The sequence below is a fragment of the Saccharopolyspora sp. NPDC002578 genome (genome assembly GCF_053592695.1).
Genome location: NZ_JBSFWJ010000093.1, coordinates 1 through 17,588 on the forward strand (window position 1 = coordinate 1; position 17,588 = coordinate 17,588).

The window sequence follows — 17,588 nt, forward strand, 5'->3', positions numbered from 1 at the left end:
AGCTGCTTCCTCGCGAGGACAGCATTTTTCCTCGTGGCGGAGCCACTTGGAAAAATGATCCCGCAGCGAGGAAGCAGCTGAGGTTCCGCCACCCGGCCCACTACGCAGGTCACCCGGAGAACCTCCCGGAGTCCGGAACGGAGTCGATCAGTTCGCGGAGTCCTTCTGCGTCGAAGAGATCGGCCGGGCGCAGGGTGGTGTCGTGGCGGACGTAGTGGAACGCCGCGCGGACCTTCTCCAGCGGCGCGCCGGCCAGTTCCGCCCAGGCGAGCCGGTAGGCGGCGAGCTGCACGGCGAGCGCGGGCACCTGGTCGTCGGCGGGCACCGCGCCGGTCTTCCAGTCCAGCACGGTCCAGCCGCCGTCGGCGTCGGCGAACACGGCGTCCATCCGGCCGCGCAGCACGATTCCCGCGACTTGGGTCTCGAACGGCACCTCCACCTTGTGCGGCACCCGGTCGGCCCAGGAGCCGCGGCGGAACGCGTCTTGCAGCCCGGTGAGGTCGTCCTGCGGCGGGGCGGTCTCGTCGGCGGAGCCGGGCAGTTCGTCCAGGTCGAGCAGCGCGCTGGAGGTGAAGCGGTGTTCGAGCCACGCGTGGAACGCGGTGCCGCGGCGGGCCATCGGGTTGGGCGGCATCGGCAGCGGGCGGCGCAGCCTGCGGGCGAGGGCTTCCGGGTCGGCGGCTAGTTCGACGAGGCGGCTCACCGAGAGGTGTCCGGGCAGCACGACGTGTTCGCGGCGCTGCGCCGCCGCTTCCCGTTCGGCGAGCAGCACGTCGACGTCGCGGGCCCAGCTCAGCTCGTCGTCTTCGGCGTCCACCGGCGGTTCCGACTCGTCGTCCGGGGAGTCCGCGTCGTCCGGCGGCGGACCGGGGTCGTCCTCCGGCGGCGGGGGCTCCTCGTCGTCCGGCGGTTCGTCCGGTGGCAGGTACTCCGCGTCGTCGGGTGGCGGCTCGGGCTGGTGACCCGGCGGCACGGGGGAATCGCCCTGCGGCGGAACGGAATCCGCCGCGCGCTCGACCCCGCCGGACTCCACAGTGGACCGTTCGGTTCGCGCCGCGACCATCGCGGCCCGCACCAGATCGGCACCGGCGGCCACCGCGCTGCGCCGCGGCCCCAGCGGATCCGCCGGCCACTCCACCGAGCGCAACGCGTCCGCGAGCGGGTTCTCCGCGTCGTCGGCCGGTTCCTCCACCCACCGGCCGATGTCGCCGGCGCCGGTCCCGCGCAGCACGTCCGCCAGCTCGGTGAGGAAGTCCGACGGGCCCTTCGGCTTCTTGCCGCCCTCCTGCCACCAGTGCCCGGACAGCAGCAGCACCCGTTCGGACCGGGTCAGCGCCACGTACAGCAGCCGCCGCTCCTCGGTGAGCCGCCGGTCCTCGAACTCGCCGTCGTGGCGCTTGAGCTCGTCGCTGATCTCCTTGCGGTCCATTCCGGTGAGCCGGTCCAGGTCGAGCGCGGGCAGGTCCTGGGAGTCACCGCGCATCGTCGCGGGCAGCTCGGTCACCGAGGTCAGCCACGACCCGGAGTGCCTGCGGCCGGGGAAGACCTGGTCCACCAGGTGCGGGACCGCGACGACCTCCCATTCGAGGCCCTTCGCGGCGTGCACGGTGAGCACCTGCACCCGGTCCTCGGCCACTTCGACCTCGCCCGGTTCCAGCCCGTCCTCGGCTCGTTCGGCGGCGGTGATGTAGTCCAGCAGCGCCGACAGCGGCGCGGAGGGGCTGGCGGTGGCGAAGTCGGTGACCACGTCCGCGAACGCGTCCAGGTGGATGCGTCCCGCCCCGGCCGGGCGGGCGAGGCTTTCGATGTCGAGCAGCAAGGTCCGCTCGACGTCGGCCACCAGCTCCGGCAGCGGCTGGTCCAGCCTGCGGCGCAGCTGCACCAATTCCTTGCCGAGCGACCGGATCCGCTCGTAGCCCGCCGCCGAGTAGGCCTCCGGCGGGCCGGGGTCGTCGAGCGCGTCGACCAGCCCGGCCTGTTCCGCGTGCTCCCCCGGCAGCACGTCGTCGACCGAGTCCGGACCGGTCTCCTCCGCGGCGGGCCCGAGCCGCCGAGCCCGGTCCCACAGCGCGGCGATGTCGGCGGCACCGAGGCGCCAGCGGGCACCGGTCAGCAACCGCATGGCGGCGGAACCGGCCAGCGGTTCCACCAGCACCCGCAACGCGCTCACCAGGTCGCGCACCTCGGGTTCGTCGAGCAGTCCGCCGAGGCCGACGACCTCCACCGGCAGCCCGCGTTCGCGCAGCGCGCCCGCCAAGCCCGCCATGTCGGAGCGGCGCCGCACCAGCACCGCCGACGTCGGCGGGGAGCCCTTCTCGTCGAGCACCGCGTGCCACTGCTCGGCGATCCGGTCGGCGACCCAGTCGCGCTCCACCCGCACGTCCTCGACGAGCGCGGCGCGGATGTCCCCGGCTCCCGCGCCGTCGCGGGCGCGCAGTTCGTCGACCTCCAGCCCGGCGGCGCGCAGCGGTTCGGAGGCGGCGTTGGCGAGGCTGAGCACCTCGGGCGGGTTGCGGAAGCTCGTCAGCAGGCCGTAGCGCCGCGCGGGTGCCGGTTCGCCGTCCTCGGCGCGGGGGAAGTCGGTGGTGAACCGCGGCAGGTTCGCCGCGCTCGCCCCGCGCCAGCCGTAGATGGCCTGCGCCGGGTCGCCGACGGCCGTGACGGGCAGCGGGTCGGCTCCCGCGGTCACCCCGCCGAACAGCGCCCGCAGCAGCACCCGCTGCGCGTGGCCGGTGTCCTGGTACTCGTCGAGCAGCACCGCGCCGTAGCGTTCCCGTTCGCCCGCGACGACTTCCGGGTGGTCGGTGGCCAGCAGCGCCGCCAGCGACATCTGGTCGGCGAAGTCCATCGCCGCCTCGCGCCGCTTCTGCTGCGCGTAGGTCTCCAGCAGCGGCAGCAGGGCGGCCCGCAACCGTTGCGCGGCGATGATCTTCGTGAGGTCCTGGGGGAGTTCGGCGCGCTGCCGCTTCGCCCGCGGCGCGTCCTCGATGGTCCGGCACAGCCGTTCGGCGTGCTCCCGCAGCTGATCCGGCCGCACCAGGTGCTCGGCCAGCTCACCGGCGAGCGACAGCAGGTACCCGGTGACGGTGGAGGGAACCTTCTCGGTGTCCAGGTCCTCCGTCCACGTCGACACGACGCGGTGCGCGAGCTGCCAGGACGCGGTCTGGGTGAGCAGCCGCGCGCCCGGCTCCACCGGGATTCGCAGCCCGTGCTCGCCGACCAGCCGGCCCGCGTAGGCGTGGTAGGTCAGCACTGTCGGCTCTTCGGCCAGCACCTGGTTGCGCAGGAGCCCGCTCGGGTCCACCTCGTCCAGCAGCCCGGACCCGGCGAGCCTGCGCAGCCGGGCCCGTACCCGGTCCGCGAGCTGCCGGGCGGCCTTGCGGGTGAACGTCAACCCGAGCACGTGCTCGGGGGTGACGAGCCGGTTCGCGACGAGCCACACCACGCGGGCCGCCATCGTCTCGGTCTTGCCCGCGCCCGCGCCCGCCACGACCAGCGCCGGTTCGGCGGGCGCCGCGATCACCGCGGCCTGCTCCGGAGTCGGCGGGTGCAGCCCCAGCCCCTGCGCGATGCGGTGCGGACTGATCCGTTCGGGCAAGCGTCGCTCCACTCCAGGCTGTTCCGGCAGGTCAGCGCCGGTTGTAGCACGCCGCCACGACCGGCCCGACCGGCGCCCGGCCCACTTCGCTCAGCGGCGCTTCTTCGACGGGGGGACGGGCTTGAGCTGGCGCTCGCACTCGCAGTTGCTGTCGTAGACGGCCTCGGCGGTGATCGTCGGGCCGTCGTTGAGCCCGGTCACGATCGTCTCGCCGCGACGCGACTCGGTCAGCCAGATCTCGGTCTCGTCGGTGAACCCGACCTCGTCCTCGGTCAACCCCATCGCCGCGCGCAAGGTGCCCGCGAGCCAGGCCGCGACCTCTTCCGGTGAGTGCATGACCTCGTCGGGATCGAGCATCCGCCGCTCCGCCGCGCTCAACGCGTGCGAGAGCGTGGAGCGTTCGACGTATCCGTGGTGGTGCAGGCCGTTCGAGTGCTGCGCCATGACTCCCCTTTCGATTCCGAACCCCCACCAAAGTAGCCGCACGCTGCGTCATCTTTCGAGAACCCGCCCTGAGCCGACCGCGAACATCACTCCGCGTTCGCCGGGTGGATGCCCGGCCGGGACCGCGGAGGGGTGCGGTCACCGGCCGGGCGCGGCTCGCCGCCAGGTCGGGGGGTCACGACGACGAACCGGGTCGCACCGCCTACCCGGGCAGGCGGAAATCCGCGGGGGCCACCACCGCCCGACCGCTTCGGTCCGGACGGTCCTCGCGCAGCGCGAGCTCGCGAACGCAAGGCATGCAAGGCATTCCGCTCACGACGACCTCAGCCCGATGCCCGTCGAGCTCCGCGCCGCACATCGCGAGGTAGACCGCCGAGGACGTCCACACGGCCATGTGCACGACGCGGCTCGTCTCCCCTGCTTCCCCGGTGCGGTACCGCACCGGGACGCGGATCGGACGCGGGGACGGAACTGCGGATTCGCTCATGCCGTCATGTTCGGCCCGAAGCCGAAGGGTTCGGGGAACGTTCGCAACCCCCGCGCGGTGGGGCACAGAACATGCCTCACCGAGAGTGCTAGACGATCACTCCCAGTCGTTGCGCCAGGTGGCGCGCTTCGGCGAGGATCATCCCGCCGCCTGAGGTGACCAGGTCACCGGCGATCTCCCTGGCCACCGGGTGGCACCGCATCGATTCCTCGCCTGCGCGCACCGCGCGCTGCAAGACGTGCAACGTCGCGGCGCGATCCTTGCGCTGGTGGTAAGCGCGAGCCGTTTCCAGCCACAACCGAGCTCGGCGGTCCACCGACGGCACCGATTCCGGGTCGACCTGTTCGGCGGCGTCGATCGCGCCGGCCGACCGGTGCAAGTCGACCTGGACGGATACCGAGGTCACCGCGCTGTTGGCACGGCCGAACAAGGTCCACGGGTGCGCGTAGTCGGCGGGCAGCCTCTTCGCCATCGCCTGGGCCTGGTCCAGCCTGCGCAGCGCGTCACCTTCGCGTCCCATCCGCGCGGCGGTGATCGAGCCGTGCAACCGGCACGCTCCCCACAACGCGCGAACCGAATCATCGGCCTCGTCCAGTCGAGGTTCCAGCAGCGCGGCCGCGTCGTCCACGAGTCGCACGGCGTCGTCCTCGCGCCCGGTCGCGCGCCACACGTTGCCCAGCACCCACGCGGATCCGGCCAGCGCGACGGGATCGTCCGCCAGTTCCGCCGAAGTCATGCACCTGTCGGCCGCCAGCCACAACAACGCCGAGTCGGACACCCAAGCGAGCACCTGCTCCGCGAGCGCGTACGCGGCGGACAAAGCGATGTGCGCTTCCCGCCGCTCGGCACCGTCGAGCACCCGGACCGCTCGGCGACCATCGCGGATGATCTGCGGCAGCACCGCGCCGACCGCTTTCCGCGGTGTCGCGGACGAATGCCACAAAGCCCAGGCGTCGGCGGTCCGGTCCAGCAACGCGGCCGGGGCCGGAGCCGACTCCGCCGACACGGTCAACGCCGTTTCTTCGATCGCCTCGCGCAGCGCGGGAACGGCATCGTGCGAGCAGCGTTCCGTCGAACCGGTCGTCGTGGCACTTCCGGTGAGCTCGGAGACGTCGCGCACGCCCAACGCTCCCGCGAGCTCGACGAGCTTCTCCCAGCGCGGCGTGTGCAGTCGGCCCTTCTCCACGGCTTTGAGCCATTCCGCCGACCTGCCGACCAGACCCGCCACGACAGGGCGGGATTTGCCGCGCCGCTCCCGGATGATCTGGATGCGTTCGCCGATGGTCTTGCCTGCGAGCTCGTCGGTCATAGCGACCACCTCTTCGCGATCGACCCGCGCACGGCTGATCGAGCCGTCGCCCTGGATCACAGGTTAGCGAGCCGATCGTGACGCAGGCCATACCGCCCGTCACTGGCCGACTTGGCGGCCTTCCGGGTGGATGGGGCAGGACGGGCGGGCCGGGCAGCGGGGGCAGTCGGAGTTCTCGGCGGCGACGTAGGCCGGGCCGACGCTGGAGGCCGCCGCGTCGTGCACCACGTCCAGCCACACCCGCAGCCGGTCCTCGTCGAGGCCGTCCTGCGCCCGCTCGGTCCACGGCCCCTGCCGGGAGGACTTCGCCACGTACAGCAGCCGCGCCCCGCCGGGCTCGGTGAGCGCGTCCGGCGCGGCTTCGCCGCCCTGGAACGCGCCGAGCGCGGCGGCGAGCTGGTAGACCGCCAGCTGCGGGTGCTCCTGCGCGTCGTCGGCGCTCACCGCGGACTTGCTCGTCTTGACGTCCACGACGACGGGCCTGCCGTCGCCGTCGGCTTCCAGCCGGTCCACCCGGCCGCGCAACCGCAGCTTCGGACCGCCTTCGCGGCTCGGCACCTCCAGGTCCAGGTCCCGCTCCACGCCGAGCTGCGTCAGCTCGGCGCGGGAGCTCTCCAGCCAGCCGACGAACGCGTCGAGCATGCCTTCCACCCGGCGCCGCTCGTGGCGGGAGAACCACGGCGCTCCGGCGTCGACGGACTTCCACGCCTGGTCCAGCGCTTCCCGCAACTGCTCGCGGTCGGCGCCTTCGGCGGCCTTCTCGACGAGGGCGTGCACGAGGGTTCCGGTGACGGAGGCGAGTTCGGCGGCGTCCTCGCCGCCGTGGCGCTGCACCATCCACCGCAGCGGGCACTTGCTCAACACGTCCACAGTGGAGGGTGAGACCTTGACGGCTTCGTCCTGCTCCACCAGCGGAGCCGCCGTGGAGCTCTCCGGCAGGCCGTACCAGCCGTCCGGGTCCGCGCCGGGAACTCCGGCGACCGCGAGCCGCGCGAGCTGCTCGGCGGCCCGCTCCCGGCGACCCGGTTTGGCCTCGCCGTCGCAGACCACCCGGCGCAGCTCCGCGACGAGTTCACCCAGCACCAGGCCGCGTTCCGGGCGCAGCAACGGCCGCTGCTGCTCCACGTCGGTGCTGATCCCCTCCAGCTCGTCGAGGAACCGGGACGGCTGCTCGTCCTCCCCGCGCACCGCGCTCACCAGCAGCGACCGCCGCGCGCGACCGGCGGCGACCAGCAGCAGGCGTCGCTCCTCCGCCAGCAGCGGCGCGGTGGCCGACACCCGCTCCTGCTCGTCCACGCCGGAGAGCACGTCCACCAAGCGCCCGGTGTGCAGCAGCGAACCGCGCAGCCGCAGGTCGGGCCACGTGCCCTCCTGCACGCCGGGGATCGCCACGACCTCCCACTCCCGGCCCGCCGAGGCGTGCGCCGTCAGCACCGACACCGCGTCCCCGGCCGGAGCGGTCGGGGCCAGGCTGCTGCCGGTGATGCGCTGCTTGCGCAGCTCGTCGACGAAACCGACGACGTCCGAACCGGGCTTGCGGTCCGCGTACTGCGCGGCGGCGTCGAACAGCGCGACCACCGCGTCCAGGTCCCGATCGGCCTGCGCCCCGGCGATGCCGCCGCGTTCGGACGCCGACACCCAGCGCTGCTCCAGGCCGCTGGCCTTCCACACCCGCCACAACGCCTCTTCGACGCCCTTGCCGATCACCTCGGTGGCGGTGGACAGCAGCGCCGCGAGCCTGCGGGCCGGTCGGGCGGCGGCGTCCTCCAGGCCCGCGAGCCGGTCGCCGTCGCGCAGCACCTCCACCAGCAGCTCGCCGCTGGACTTCTGCTCCCCGGTGGCCTTCTGCAACCGCAGCAGCCCGCGGCGCAACCGCCGCAGCGCCAACGGATCGGCGCCGCCGAGCGAGGAGGACAGCAACGCCTCCGCCGCGTCCGGATCCAGCGCCGGGGGGCTCGCCGCGCAGTGCAGCAGCGTCAGCAGCGGGCGGATCGCGGTGCGGTGCGCCAGCGGCACGTCGTCCACCGGCAGCACCAGCGGCACGCCCGCCGCGAGCAGCGCGCGGCGCAGCACCGGCAGCGACTGGCCGGTGGAGCGCACGATCACCGCCATGTCCGACCACGGCACCTCGTCCAGCAGGTGCGCGCGGCGCAGCTGGTCGGCCACCCACGCCGCCTCCTGCGCCTGGGTGCCGAGCAACCGCACCTGCACCGATCCGCCCTCGCCGTCCGGCGGCCGCAGCGCGCGCTGCGGCCCGGCGCCCGGCAGGCCCTGGATCAGCCTGCCGACGGCGGTGTGCACCGCGGGCGACATGCGACGGCCGGTGGTGAGCACCTCCGTGCGGTCCGGTTCGGCGCCGGTCAGGGCGCTCGGATCGGCACCGCGGAAGGAGAACACCGCCTGGTCCGGGTCCCCGGCCAGCAGGAACTCGTGCGCCGACTCGCCGAGCCTGCGGATCAGCTCGAACTGCTGCGGGTCCAGGTGCTGCGCGTCGTCGACCAGCAGGTAGCGCACCCGGTCGCGTTCCGCGGCCAGCAGCTCCGGGTCGGTGTCGAAGGCCAGCAGGGCTTGGGCGACCAGTTCCGCCGCGTCCAGCTCCGCGCCGCCGTGCCCGCCGCCGCGCAGCAGGGTGACCTGCTCGTACTGCTCTCCGAATCCGCCCGCGGCCACCCATTCCGGGCGGCCCTGCTGCTGCCCCAGCTCGATCAGCGTGCGCGGTCCGGCGCCGCGTTCGGCCACGCGCAGCAGCAGATCGCGCAGCTCACCCGCGAACGCCTCCACCGGCAGCGCGGCGCGCAGCGAGTCCGGCCAGTCCGGCGCGCCGTTGTCCAGGTCGCCTTCGAGCAGTTCGCGGACCAGTGCGTCCTGGTCCGGCCCGGTGAGCATCCGAGGTGGCGGCGCCTCCGTCAGCACCGCCTGCAGCCGCAGCACCGCGAACGCGTAGGAGTGCACGGTGCGCACCAACGGTTCCTGCGCGGTGCGCAGCCCGTCGCCGGAGGTGAGCCGCCGGGTGATCTGCGCCCGCATCCGGGTCGCCGCGGCCCGGCCGGAGGTCAGCACCAGCACGTTCTCCGGCGGGACGCCGTGGCGCAGTATCCGGTCGGCGGCGACCTCGGCCACCAAGGTCGTCTTCCCGCTGCCGGGTCCGCCGAGGACGCGCAGGAAACCGCCGCCGCCGGCGTCGAGCACCCGCCGGGCGGGCTCGTCCCAGTCCAGCCGTCGTTCGCCGCCGGGCCGGCGGACGAGCACCGGCGCCGCGCGGCGCGGGGCCGACTCGCGGCGAGCCGGCTCGCGGGGAGAGGTCCTGTTCGGGGCGGGCACGGCCACGATGGAATCACGCCGCACCGACACCGATCGCGCAGGCCGGGCCGAGCGAGCCGGAATAACGGTAATTTCCCACGCCGTTCACATTCTGCTGTGAACGCGGCGCAAAAACTCCTCTGTGGACTCCACAATTCGCTGGCCAGGGCTGATACAGAAAGCGACAGAGAAAACACGCCAAGACCCCAGAGGGAGCACGCCGATGTTCCTTTTGGTGGTACGAACCAATTTCAGGTTCTGGGAAAGTCCCGCTGAGCCACGAATCCCCGCCGTGGCGAACAAGATCCCCGAAGGAGGACCAGTGGGCAAGCTCCGCAAGAACATGCTCACCCTGGCCGGTACCGGTGTCGCCGTCGCGTGTGCGGCCACCCTGACCGCCGTTCCCGCGCTGAGCGCCAAGCAGGACGTCGCGCCCCAGGCCGAGAGCCCCGTCGCGGCCTCGCCCTACCTCTACAACGGCTGGGGCAACCCGCCGGCGCCGTCCGAGGTGCAGGGCGCGACCGGCATCAAGGACTTCACGCTCGCGTTCATCAACGCCGACGGCAGCTGCAACCCCGCCTGGGACGGCACCCGTCCGCTCGACGGCCAGGACAAGGCAACCATCGACGAGATCCGCGCCGGCGGCGGCGACGTGATCCCCTCGATCGGCGGCTGGAGCGGCAACAAGCTCGGCGAGGTCTGCACCGACGCGCAGTCCCTCGCGGGCGCCTACCAGAAGGTGATCGACGCCTACGGCCTCAAGGCCATCGACATCGACATCGAATCCACCGAGGTCGAGACCCCCGCCTCCCGGGACCGCGTGATCGAAGCGCTGAAGATCACGAAGGAGGCCAACCCCGGCCTCAAGACCGTCGTCACGTTCGGCACCACCACCACCGGGCCGAACGAGAACGGCAAGGCCATGATCGCCAAGGCCGCCGAGATCGGCGCCGACATCGACGTGTGGACGCAGATGCCGTTCGACTTCAACGGCACCGACATGGCGCAGGACACGATCACCACGACCGACGCGCTGAAGGAACAGGTCAAGACGGCCTTCGGCTACGACGACGCGGCGGCCTACGCGCACGTCGGCATCTCGTCGATGAACGGCAACACCGACCAGCCCGCCGAGCACGTCGACGTGGCCGCCTTCCAGAAGATGGCCGACTACGCCAAGGAGAAGGGCCTCGGCCGGTTCACCTTCTGGTCGGTCAACCGCGACCGGCCCTGCGACGGCAGCGGCGACGTCAGCAGCTGCAGCGGCGCCGAGCAACAGCCGTGGGAGTTCTCCTCGATCGTTGCCGGGTTTGCTGGCTGATTGTCGGGCTCGTTCTGCTTTGGTGTCCGGGTAGCGGAACCTCAGTGAGCCTCTCGCTGCGGGATCTTTTTCCCAAGTGGCTCCGCCACGAGGGAAAAAGCCGTCCTCGCGAGAGGCTCACTGAGAACCCGCCGGTGAGCGGCTTTGTGACGTGGGCTATGTGCTTCGCACATACAGGCACGGCTTCGCCGCAAGGCAGACTTCGCTCCGCTCGTCCAAGGCACGGCTTCGCCGCCAGGCGGAATTCGCTCCGCTCGTCCGAGGCACGGCTTCGCCGTGAGGCACGGCCTTCGGCCGCAACGCAGACAGGCTTCGCCGGTCGGGCGTTGACAGAAGAATGAAGGTGCGAGGGCTGTCGCCCTCGAACTCCACGCTCCATTGCGCCGTGCGTCCCAGTTTCCGTTGGGGCGTACGGCGCAATGCTGATCCGCCGTTCCACCAGTTGATCTTGGCGTGCTAAAATCCCTGCGGTTTCATGCGGGAAAAGCGAATCGGGGGGACCGGGACGCGAGCGTCCGATCGCCACACCCCGCAAACCCGTCTCCCTCAGCACGACACCTCGCCCGACGGCGTGGTGCTTCGCATGCCGCCGAGACCGCCGCGACGCGCTCCGTCGCGCGCACCGGCACACACGGGTGGGACGTAGTGCAGAAGCTCGATGACTGGCGCAAAGGCCGCCGCAGCATCCGCGATCGCCTCTACGGCGTGGTCCTGATACCCGGCATCGCGCTGCTGGTGCTCTGGTCGATCATCAGCGGGATCACCCTCTACAACGGGTTCCACCTGCGGGGCATCGCCTCCGGCGTGCGCGACGTGTCGCTGCCCGCGATGCGGGTGCTGGCCTCCGCGCAGAAGGAACGCACGCTGAGCCTGCTGCAGGCCGCGGCCCCCGATTCCGCCGGCGAACGGCTCGGCAAGCAGCGCGAGGCGACCGACCGGGCGCTGACCGCGATGCGCGACGCCGCGGACCCGACGCTGCAGCAGGCGCCGGACGAGGTCGCCGCCCGGATGCGCGCGCTCAACCGGGTCATCGCGGAACTGCCCGTGATGCGGGCCCGCGTGGACGGCATGCAGGCCGATCGGGCCCAGATCCACGGCTACTACAACGGTTTCGTCGACGCGGGCTCCGCGCTGTTCGAATCGCAGGCCCGGCTGTTCCCGGACTCCGCGGTCACCCAGGGCGGGCTGCGCGCCGACGCGTTCTTCACCGCCGCGGACCGGATGGCGCGAGCCGCGTCGCTCGCTTCCGACGGGCTGCGCACCGGCACCTTCACACCCGCCGACCACCGGGCGTTCGCGCACCTGACCGGCGCCTACCACCTGGAGCTGGAGTCCAGCGCCGCGTCCGCCCCGCCCGACGTGCGGGCGCGGTACACCAAGATCATCTCAACGCCGCACTTCCGGCACCTCACCGAGCTGGAGGACCAGATCGTCGAACTCGGGCCGTGGAGCCCGGACGACGACGCACCGGCCATCGACGCGACCGATTGGCTCACCACCAGCGACCTCGTCACCGACGACCTCACCACGCTGGCCTCCACGCAGGCGCAGCGCACCGCCGCCGCCGGGCTGGAAGCGGGCGACCGCAACCTGATCCAGGTCGCGATCGGCAGCGTCGTCGCGCTGCTGATCGTGCTGCTCGCGATCCTCGTCGCGCTGCGGGTGTCCCGCGGCCTGTCCCGGCGGCTCAACGGGCTCCGCGACGACACCCTGCTGCTCGCCGGCGGGCAGCTGCCGGAGATCGTGGCCCGGTTGCGCCGCGGCGAGCGCGTCGACATCGACCGCGAGGTCGCGCACCTCGACTACGGCCGCGACGAGATCGGCCAGGTCGCCGAGGCCTTCAACACCGCCCAGCGCACCGCGGTGTCCGCTGCCGTGCAGGAAGCGCAGGCCCGCGAGGGCGTGCACACCGTCTTCCTCGGCATCGCCGGACGCAGCCAGGCACTGGTGCACCGGCTGCTGACCATGATCGACCGCCTGGAGCGCGAGGAGCAGGACCCGGACCGGATGGCCCTGCTGTTCGGCCTCGACCACCTCGCCACCCGCGCCCGCCGCAACGCCGAGAACCTGATCATCCTCGGCGGCGGGCAGCCGGGCCGCCGGTGGTCGCGCCCCATCGAGCTCGCCGACGTGCTGCGCAGCGCGGTCGCCGAGACGAAGCACTACGCGCGGGTGCGCGTGCAGCGACCGCCGGATCTGGCGCTGCACGGCGACGCGGTCGCCGACACGGTGCACCTGCTGGCGGAGCTGCTGGACAACGCGACGTCCTTCTCCCCGCCCGAATCGCGGGTGAACGTGCACAGCCACACCGTCGCCCGCGGCGTGGTGATCGAAGTCGAGGACCGCGGCCTCGGCATCGCCGACACCGACCGGGAAGCGGCGAACGCGATGCTGGCGGGCCCGCCGGAGTTCGACGCGATGGCGCTGCGCTCGGACAGCAGGCTCGGTTTGTTCGTGGTGGCGCGGCTCGCCGACCGCCACGGCATCGGAGTGGAGCTGCGCACCTCCGCCTACGGCGGTACCCGGGCGACGGTGCTGGTGCCCGCGAAGCTGATCGTGGAGCCCATCGAGCCCGATCCCGGCGAGGCGCACACCTCCCAGCTCCCGAGGGTGCGGTCGGCCTCCGGGGACGACCCGCGGCACGAGCCGGACGAGGCGGCGACCGCCGATGCCGCGGCCGAATCCGTCGACCTCGCGGACGTCGCCGACGAGCCGGTGGAGGCGGATCGCGCCGCGTTCGACCCGTTCACGTCGGCGAACGACGAGCACGGGAGTTCCCCCGCCACCGGCGAGACGGACTCCGACGAGACGACCACCGACGACGCGGACTCCGCTGCGGTGTCCGACGTTCCCGCCACGCCGAGCACGTCGAGCATCGAGACCACGGACCCGGAACTCGAAGCGATCGGCTCCGACGAGCCCGCTCCGGACGTCCCCGAGCCGGAATCCGGTGCCGCGGACGGAGAACTCACCACCGACGACCACTCCTGGCCGCCCGACACGGAGGATTCGGACCCAACGGACGCCGCGGCCGAGGACGCGGACTCCGAGCCGGTTCGGACGCCACCCGAGCGTTCAGCCGACGTCACCGCTTCGGGCGACGACTCGTCGGCGGAGCGCGGCTACCGTTCGGACGGAGGGGAACCGATCGAGCCCGGAATTCAGCACGAATCCGCGCTCGACGCGGCATGGCCGACCGAGGATCCCGCCGGGAACGCGGACCAGGTCACCTGGCCTGCGGACGCGGATCCGGCGACCACCGATCCCACCGGCCACCGGCCGATCACGAACACCGACACCGCGTCGCCCGGCAATGGCGACGCGACCACGAACGACAGCACCGACGACAGCACGAACGGCCCGGACGGCGATCCGGGGTCGGAACCCGAGGAAGCCGCGGTTCCGCTCCCCCGCCGCCGCAAGCAGGCCAACCTCGCGCCGGAGCTCGCCCGCGAGCAATCGGACGAGGACGAACGGCGGGCGGAATCCGGATCCCGCTCCGCCGCGGAGATCCGGGCGTTGATGTCGGCCATCCAGCGGGGTACCGACCGGGGCCGCAGGCCCGCCGACCCGGACGCGAGCACGACCGACGAGTGAAGGGGATGCGCAGTGCGGCACACGAGCACCACGACCGAATTCGAGCTCGGCCGGTTGCTGGGTGATCTGGTCGACCGCGTCGCGGGGGCCCGCCACGCGGTCGTGCTGTCCACCGACGGCCTGGTGGTCGAGTGCTCGCCCGAACTGTCCACAGTGGACGCCGAGGCGCTGGCGGCGACGGCCTCCGCGCTGCACGGCCTCGCCCGCGGCACCGGGCACCGCTTCGGCGGCGGCTCCATCCGGCAGACCGTGGTGGAGATGGACCACGCGTTCCTGTTCGTCACGGCCGCCGACAACGGCTCCTGCCTGGCGCTGCTCGGCGAGGAGCACGCCGACGTCGGGCTCATCGCCTACGAGATCAACCTGTTCGTCCAGCAGGCGGGGCGGGCCATCGAGGCCGCACCCCGCTCCCGGCTGACCCCGACGGCGACGTGACCTCCCGGCGGGCGGCGACCGGGGGCTGGCGCGACGGCGCGGCCGGTCCGCTGGTGCGGCCGTACGCGATGACGCGCGGCCGCACCCACGCCGCAGCCGCCGAGCTGGACCGCGCCACCCTCGTCGTGGCCGCGCCGGAACCCGCCGCCCCGGACGAGTGGGACGCCGACCGCGAACGCATCCTGCTGCTGTGCGCGCAGCCGAGGTCGGTCGAGGATCTGGCCGCGGCGTTGGAGATCCCGCTGGTGGTGGCGAAGGTCCTCGTGTCCGACCTGCTCGACAGCGGTGATCTCAGCGTGCCGCTCACGCCGCTGCGCGAACCCGACTACGACCTGCTGCAGGCAGTGCTCGATGGCATCCGCCGCTTGTAATAGCGGTTCGTCCGGCTCCCACCGGTGACGTCGGCCGTTCTGGAACACTGCACCCGTGGACGAGGAAACGCTGGAACGGGTTCGAGCCGTGGTCGCCGCCATCCCGCCCGGTTCCGTGCTCTCCTACGGCGACGTCGCGGAGCTCGCGGGGCTGCGGTCGGCGCGGCTCGTCGGCCGGATCCTCGCGGAGGACGGCGCGGACATCTCGTGGCACCGGGTGCTGCGCTCCGACGGCACCATCGCCGAGCACCTGCGGCAGCGCCAGCTCGAACTGCTCCGCGGCGAGGGCGTCCTCGCCGACGGAGCCCGCATCAACATGCGCCGCTACCGCTGGTCCGGCCCCTGATCCGCACACCCCGGCGTGTCGGACACCCCCCTGTGGACAACCCGTTCCGGCTGATCAGAGAGGTCGTTCCCGGCTCGGAACACGGGGTTCATCTCGGTCGGGTGGTTCGACTTCTCGCGAAATTGCGGGAGTCGTCCACACCGTGACGGTTCGCTCGGGGTCAGGGGCGGAAGGTCGGGAGTTCGTCGGCGACCAGCTTGACCAGCGCGGCCGTGCGGGCTCGCTCCGGCATCGCGTGCGGGAGCCCGGCTCGGGCGATGGGGGCCGCGGTGACCGGGCCTACGCAGGCGATGAACACGCCGCGCAGCGCCGCGAGCAGCGCCGGTCCGCGGCCGGTCCGCTCCGCGCGGGCCAAGAAGTTCGTCGCGGCCGGCGCGCTGGTCAGCGGCAACGCGTGCACTTCGCCCGCGATGACCTCGTCGATCAGCCGGTCCAGCGCGGGCAGGTCCACGGGGTCCGTCCAGCGGTACACCACGATCGGCAGCACTTCGGCGCCCGCCGCGCGCAACCGCTCCCGGAAGTCCGTCATCGGATCACCGTGCAGCTGCACGACGACCCGTTCGCCCGCGACGCCGGTCTCCAGCAGCCGGGCGAGGATGTCGGCGACCTCCTCCGTCGGCGCGGTGAACGACTCGCGCAACCCCGCACCGCGGATCGCTCCGCGCGCTTTCGCTCCCCGCGCGAGCAGTTCCGCCCGGCCCAGGTGTTCCAGCAGCCGCTCCCCCGAGCCCTGGGCCTGCGCCGATTCGAGCCAACCGCGGAACCCGGTGCCGGTCACCGCGACCACGTGCTGCACGGGCCGCTCCAGCACCGCTTCGGTCGCCGCGGTCAGCTCGCCGTCGTCGTGGACGGGGACCGTGTGCATCGCCGGGGCGTAGCGCACCGCCGCGCCGCGCCGCTCCAGCAGCGCGCCCAGCTCACCCGCCTTGCGCTCGGCGGTGATCCCCGCGGTGAACCCGCGCAGCGGTCCGGTGTCGTCGACGGTCTCTGCCACCCGCCCATCGTCACACCCCCACGGCACCGCGCGGCGGACCGGGTGCGCGGCCGAGGTGCGACGCCGGGATCAGAGGACTTCGAGGACCATTTGCGACGCGTGCTCCAGGCCGCCGAGCGACGCCGTCGTGGAACGCGGGTGCAGCGCGTGCACCGCGAGCCGGAACAGCAGTGCCCGCAGCAGCGCCTGCGGCCAGTCCGTCAGGTGCGACCAGCGCTCCACGATCGCCGCGTCCGAACCGCCCCAGGACAGCGCATCGATCACCGCGACGGCCGCCGCCCATTCGGCGGGTCGCCAGAACGGGGCGAAGTCGATGATTCCGGGTGGCGCGTTGCCGGCGAACAGGACGTTGCCGAACAGGTCGCCGTGCACCACCTGCGGGCGCAGCTGCGTCCGGCGCCGCGATCCGGCGAGCACGTCGTAGAGCCTGCCGCCCTTGTCCAGCGGCAGCGGGTAGTCCTCTTCGCCCCAGGACATCCGGTCCGCCAGCGCGTAGATGTCCTGCCGCGCGTCGACGAACCTGGGCCGGGTGAGCACGCTGCTGGCGGCGTGCAGCCGCAGCGACATGGCCACGACCTCGTCGTGGCGCGGCTCCGGACGTCCCGTGATGTCGCGGCTCGCGGACCAGCCGGACACCACCCAGCGACCGTCGGTGGAGCGGACCGGTCTGCCCACTCGCACCTCGTCCGGTTCCAACAGGTCGAGGGTCTGCGCCACCCAGGCGGCTTCGGCGGTGTTCGCGGCCGGTTTGAGCACGACCTCACCGCAGCGCCAGGCGACGCCACCGTTGAGCAGTTCGGCGTCCTCCCCGCGCGCACCGAACGCCGCGCGCACGTGCGGCGGGGGCGGCTCCGGAGTTCCAGTCACGGCGCAGACGCTACCTCGGAGATCCCCGAATGGGGGTCAGGCACTCCGCAGATCATGCCCCGAAGCGAATCGTGATCTCCCGCTCCCGAACCCCCCGAAACGACGACCGGCCCGGCCCCCAACAGGAACCGGACCGGAAGGAACAGCCGCACAGCGCCACCCATCAACCCGAGCGACCTGCACTTCTACCCCACACACCAACAGAACCAGCCACCCCACCCGACCAAAGCGCCCTGCCTACCAAGCGACCAAAGGCCGTGCTTAACGGCGAAGCCGTGCAGTGGGCAAGCAAAGCAAAGCCTGCCTCACAGCCGAAGACCGTGCCTCTGCGGCGAAGCCATGCAGTAGGGCGGCGAAGCCAAGCCTGCCTTGCGGCCGAAGGCCGTGCCTGTATGTGCGAAGCACATAGCCCACGTCGAAAAAACGACCACCGGCGGGTTCTCAGGTGTCTTCTCGCGAGGACAGCTTTTTCCCTCGTGGCGGAGCCACTTGGGAAAAAGATCCCGCAGCGAGAAGACA

Annotated in this window: 13 protein-coding genes; 5 read left to right on the forward strand and 8 right to left on the reverse strand. The window is 72.4% G+C overall.

Annotated elements, in window-relative coordinates; translation table 11 throughout:
* Positions 1-109: 109 nt before the first annotated feature.
* From ACWD38_RS27535 to ACWD38_RS27555, 5 genes are all read right to left on the reverse strand, one after another.
* Positions 110-3,598, reverse strand: coding sequence for an ATP-dependent helicase (locus ACWD38_RS27535; protein WP_450125224.1), 3,489 nt, complete (start codon positions 3,596-3,598; stop codon positions 110-112).
* Positions 3,599-3,688: 90 nt separating this feature from the next.
* A complete protein-coding gene (locus ACWD38_RS27540; RefSeq protein ID WP_184477052.1) occupies positions 3,689-4,042 on the reverse strand; it encodes a hypothetical protein in 354 nt (117 codons plus the stop codon).
* Positions 4,043-4,244: 202 nt separating this feature from the next.
* A complete protein-coding gene (locus tag ACWD38_RS27545; protein ID WP_184477050.1) occupies positions 4,245-4,529 on the reverse strand; it encodes a hypothetical protein in 285 nt (94 codons plus the stop codon).
* Between the two features lie 88 nt (positions 4,530-4,617).
* Positions 4,618-5,838, reverse strand: coding sequence for a helix-turn-helix domain-containing protein (locus ACWD38_RS27550; protein WP_450125225.1), 1,221 nt, complete (start codon positions 5,836-5,838; stop codon positions 4,618-4,620).
* A 99-nt stretch (positions 5,839-5,937) separates the two neighbouring features.
* Entirely contained in the window at positions 5,938-9,087 is a 3,150-nt protein-coding gene (locus ACWD38_RS27555; protein WP_450125229.1) for an ATP-dependent helicase, read from the reverse strand.
* Between the two features lie 373 nt (positions 9,088-9,460).
* On the opposite strand from ACWD38_RS27555, the gene ACWD38_RS27560 reads away from it, so the two are divergent.
* The 5 genes from ACWD38_RS27560 to ACWD38_RS27580 all read left to right on the forward strand — a co-directional run bounded on the left by ACWD38_RS27560 (position 9,461) and on the right by ACWD38_RS27580 (position 15,208).
* Positions 9,461-10,459, forward strand: coding sequence for a glycoside hydrolase family 18 protein (locus ACWD38_RS27560; RefSeq protein ID WP_184477046.1), 999 nt, complete (start codon positions 9,461-9,463; stop codon positions 10,457-10,459).
* Positions 10,460-11,104: 645 nt separating this feature from the next.
* A complete protein-coding gene (locus ACWD38_RS27565) occupies positions 11,105-14,056 on the forward strand; it encodes a nitrate- and nitrite sensing domain-containing protein (RefSeq protein ID WP_450125226.1) in 2,952 nt (983 codons plus the stop codon).
* Positions 14,057-14,068: 12 nt separating this feature from the next.
* On the forward strand, positions 14,069-14,491 hold the full coding sequence (locus ACWD38_RS27570) for a roadblock/LC7 domain-containing protein (RefSeq protein WP_184477041.1): 423 nt from the start codon (positions 14,069-14,071) through the stop codon (positions 14,489-14,491).
* Positions 14,488-14,862 carry a DUF742 domain-containing protein gene (locus ACWD38_RS27575; RefSeq protein WP_343071190.1) on the forward strand — a complete coding sequence of 125 codons (375 nt, stop codon included), beginning with the start codon at positions 14,488-14,490 and terminating at the stop codon, positions 14,860-14,862. The genes ACWD38_RS27570 and ACWD38_RS27575 overlap by 4 nt, the downstream gene beginning before the upstream one ends.
* A gap of 55 nt (positions 14,863-14,917) precedes the next feature.
* Complete coding sequence (locus ACWD38_RS27580; RefSeq protein ID WP_184477039.1) at positions 14,918-15,208, forward strand: MGMT family protein; 291 nt, start codon at positions 14,918-14,920, stop codon at positions 15,206-15,208.
* A gap of 160 nt (positions 15,209-15,368) precedes the next feature.
* Here the strand turns inward: ACWD38_RS27580 and ACWD38_RS27585 are convergent, their stop codons facing one another.
* The 3 genes from ACWD38_RS27585 to ACWD38_RS27595 form a co-directional block, all read right to left on the reverse strand.
* The gene (locus ACWD38_RS27585; protein WP_450125227.1) at positions 15,369-16,202 is read right to left on the reverse strand and encodes a uroporphyrinogen-III synthase; all 834 of its coding nucleotides are present in this window, start codon (positions 16,200-16,202) and stop codon (positions 15,369-15,371) included.
* 69 nt (positions 16,203-16,271) lie between these two features.
* Positions 16,272-17,069, reverse strand: a complete 798-nt coding sequence (locus ACWD38_RS27590) for a TIGR02569 family protein (RefSeq protein ID WP_184477035.1) — start codon at positions 17,067-17,069, stop codon at positions 16,272-16,274.
* 305 nt (positions 17,070-17,374) lie between these two features.
* A partial coding sequence (locus tag ACWD38_RS27595) for a hypothetical protein (RefSeq protein WP_450125228.1) occupies positions 17,375-17,588 on the reverse strand: 214 nt, incomplete at its 5' end.

What these genes read in the sequence shown, in the direction of transcription:
- ACWD38_RS27540 (WP_184477052.1), bottom strand. Translation starts at nt 4,042, where the DNA reads ATGGCGCAGCACTCGAACGGCCTGCACCACCACGGATACGTCGAACGC.
- ACWD38_RS27545 (WP_184477050.1), bottom strand. Translation starts at nt 4,529, where the DNA reads ATGAGCGAATCCGCAGTTCCGTCCCCGCGTCCGATCCGCGTCCCGGTG.
- ACWD38_RS27550 (WP_450125225.1), bottom strand. Translation starts at nt 5,838, where the DNA reads ATGACCGACGAGCTCGCAGGCAAGACCATCGGCGAACGCATCCAGATC.